The sequence below is a fragment of the Actinoplanes sp. NPDC051633 genome, assembly GCF_040681735.1.
Taxonomy (GTDB): Bacteria; Actinomycetota; Actinomycetes; order Mycobacteriales; family Micromonosporaceae; genus Actinoplanes.
Genome location: NZ_JBFAZH010001154.1, coordinates 1 through 2,430 on the forward strand (window position 1 = coordinate 1; position 2,430 = coordinate 2,430).

Here is a 2,430-nt window from a genome sequence, read left to right on the forward strand (position 1 = left end):
TAATTAAAATTCCTTTCTTGATCTACCGCCGCCGGCCCGGCTCATGGTGACCGAACGCGACGCGCCGGCGGCGTCCGCCTCGCCCATCAGCCCGGCCGCGTACGCGATCTCGAAGAACAGCGCCGCGGACGGCTCGTCGACGACGGTCGCCCGGGCCAGCCGCTTCAGGTCACGCACGCCCAGCCCACCGGTACGCAACACCGGCGCGGGCTCGCCACCCAGCTCCTCCAGCAGCGCCTCGGTGACGCGCACCGCCTCCAGCACCTGCCCGGCCCCGGCCGAGTCCGCCGCCTTCACGTCCCGGACCGGCCCCTCGGGCACCGGCGGATGCGGCCGCAGCACGCCCAGCGGGCCGGTGTCGCGGCGCAGCAGCATGCCGACCTCGCGGGGCAGCTCGACCAGCTCGCCGTCGGGCAGCGGCGCCCGCCCGTTCTCGGCGACCCGCACCAGCACGTGGTGCTCGACGAGCCAGCGCACGGGCTCGGCCATGTAGGCGGGGTTGATGGCCTCGCCGTTCAGCCGCCCCACGGGTGGACCCGCGGCGAGCCGCTCGAGCACAGCACGGGAGGCGGGCGTGGCCTCCATCACCGTACGCCGCAGCTTCGCCTTGTCCGCGCACAGCGCGGCCGCCTCCGCGTCCAGGAAGTCGGCCGGACGGCCCAGGCCCGCCGGATAGGGCGACGTGACCTCGTCGACCGCCCCGACCACCTGCATCGCGTCCTCCGGCCCGTGCAGCAGGAACCGGGCGCGGAGCCGGTCGATCGCGGCCCGGACGTCGCCGGCGGGCGCCGCGTCGGCCAGCTCGATGATGGCGTCCACCGAGGTCAGGGCCGTTTCAGGGGCGCGGGTCAGGCGGGCGGCGTCGAGGATCGTGAGGGTGAACTCGTCCAGCGCGTCCAGGCAGCGGGCCACCGAGCCACGCGACTGGGCCCGCACGGCCAGCGCGGACACGTCGGCGGGCACCGGCACGACCAGGTCGGGGCGCAGCTGGATGAGCGCGCCCAGGGCCTCGTCGGGCAGGGCACGCAGTTGATCGGCGAAAGTCGTGGCCATCCTTTCTAACGCTAGCCGCCATGGGACGATGGTGACGGGTCCGGGGCGTGGCCGGGCCACGCAGAGAGGGGCAGTCAGTGGCGGACGAGGGAAAGATGCCGGGCACCGATGTGCCGGTGGGCCCGGCCTCCCGGGCCCGGGAGCCCAAGGAAGGACACCTGGCGGTCTCCGAGATCGCGCTCGACCGGCCGGCGGCGCCGTCGCCGTTCGGCGACGACCAGACGTTCCCGCTGCCGGTCGAGGAGCTGACGTACACGCCGACCACCACGCCGTGACGCCTGCGATCGGGTTCGACCTGGACATGACCCTGATCGACTCCCGGCCCGGGATCGCGGCGGCCTTTCGTGCGCTGACCGCCCAGACCGGTGTGTACGTGGACGCGGACCTCGCGGTCTCCCGGCTGGGCCCGCCGCTGCGCACCGAGCTGAGCCAGTGGTTCCCCGCCGACCAGGTCGAGCAGACGGTCACCGCGTACCGGGCGCTCTATCCGGCATATGCCGTCGAACCGACCCTGCCGATGCCCGGCGCGGCCGAGGCCCTGACCGAGGTCCGCGCTCTCGGCCTGCGCGTGGTCGTGGTCACCTCGAAGATCGGCCATCTGGCCGCGCTGCACCTGGAACACCTCGGCCTGGTCGCCGACGAGCTGGCCGGCGACCTGTTCGCCGAGGGCAAGGCGGCCGCGCTGACCGAGCACGGCGTGCGCTGGTACGTGGGCGACCACATCGGCGACATGGTGGCCGCGCAGACCGCCGGAGTGCCCGGGATCGGCGTCGCCACCGGCCCGTGCAGTGCCGCTGAACTGCGCGACGCGGGCGCCTCTCACGTCCTGCCGGATCTCCGCGCTCTGCCCGCCCTGCTGCGCCGGATAACGGGTGGGAACGGCTCCGACACGTTGGATAGCCTGGAGACCTAGTTCATTTCAATGAGTTGAGGTCAGCGGTGCCCACGGGTCGAGTGAAGTGGTACGACGCGGCGAAGGGATTCGGCTTCGTCACCAGCGACGAGGGCGGGGACGTGTTCCTGCCCAAGGGCGCGTTGCCGTCCGGCGTGGCGGAGTTGCGGACCGGCCAGCGGGTCGAGTTCGGCGTGGTGGACAGCCGCAAGGGCGCTCAGGCGCTCGGGCTCAAGGTGCTGGACGCCCCGCCGTCGGTGGCCGAGCTGCGACGCCGGCCGGCCGACGAGCTGCACGGCATGGTGGAAGACATGATCAAGGTGCTCGAGGCGAGGGTGCAGCCCGACCTGCGCCGGGGCCGTTATCCCGATAAGAAGGCCGCGCAGAAGGTCGCGCAGCTCGTGCACGCGGTCGCCCGCGAACTCGAGATCTAAGCGAGCTTCGGCGCGCTCGGAACGATTCCCGCCGCCGCCGCACGCCCGAGC

Annotated in this window: 3 protein-coding genes and 1 pseudogene; 3 read left to right on the plus strand and 1 reads right to left on the minus strand. The window is 73.0% G+C overall.

Features of this window, described 5'->3' with window-relative positions; translation table 11 throughout:
• Positions 1–57: 57 nt before the first annotated feature.
• Positions 58–1,053, minus strand: a pseudogene (locus AB0M20_RS38300) (hypothetical protein); the annotation flags it as partial.
• A 77-nt stretch (positions 1,054–1,130) separates the two neighbouring features.
• On the opposite strand from AB0M20_RS38300, the gene AB0M20_RS38305 reads away from it, so the two are divergent.
• The 3 genes from AB0M20_RS38305 to AB0M20_RS38315 are packed head-to-tail and all read left to right on the plus strand — an operon-like array spanning position 1,131 to position 2,379.
• Positions 1,131–1,328, plus strand: coding sequence for a hypothetical protein (locus AB0M20_RS38305; RefSeq protein WP_364305799.1), 198 nt, complete (start codon positions 1,131–1,133; stop codon positions 1,326–1,328).
• Positions 1,325–1,966, plus strand: a complete 642-nt coding sequence (locus AB0M20_RS38310) for an HAD family hydrolase (RefSeq protein ID WP_364305801.1) — start codon at positions 1,325–1,327, stop codon at positions 1,964–1,966. Before AB0M20_RS38305 ends, AB0M20_RS38310 begins: the two co-directional genes overlap by 4 nt.
• 26 nt (positions 1,967–1,992) lie before the next feature.
• Positions 1,993–2,379, plus strand: coding sequence for a cold-shock protein (locus AB0M20_RS38315; protein WP_364305803.1), 387 nt, complete (start codon positions 1,993–1,995; stop codon positions 2,377–2,379).
• The last annotated feature ends 51 nt before the right edge of the window (positions 2,380–2,430 follow it).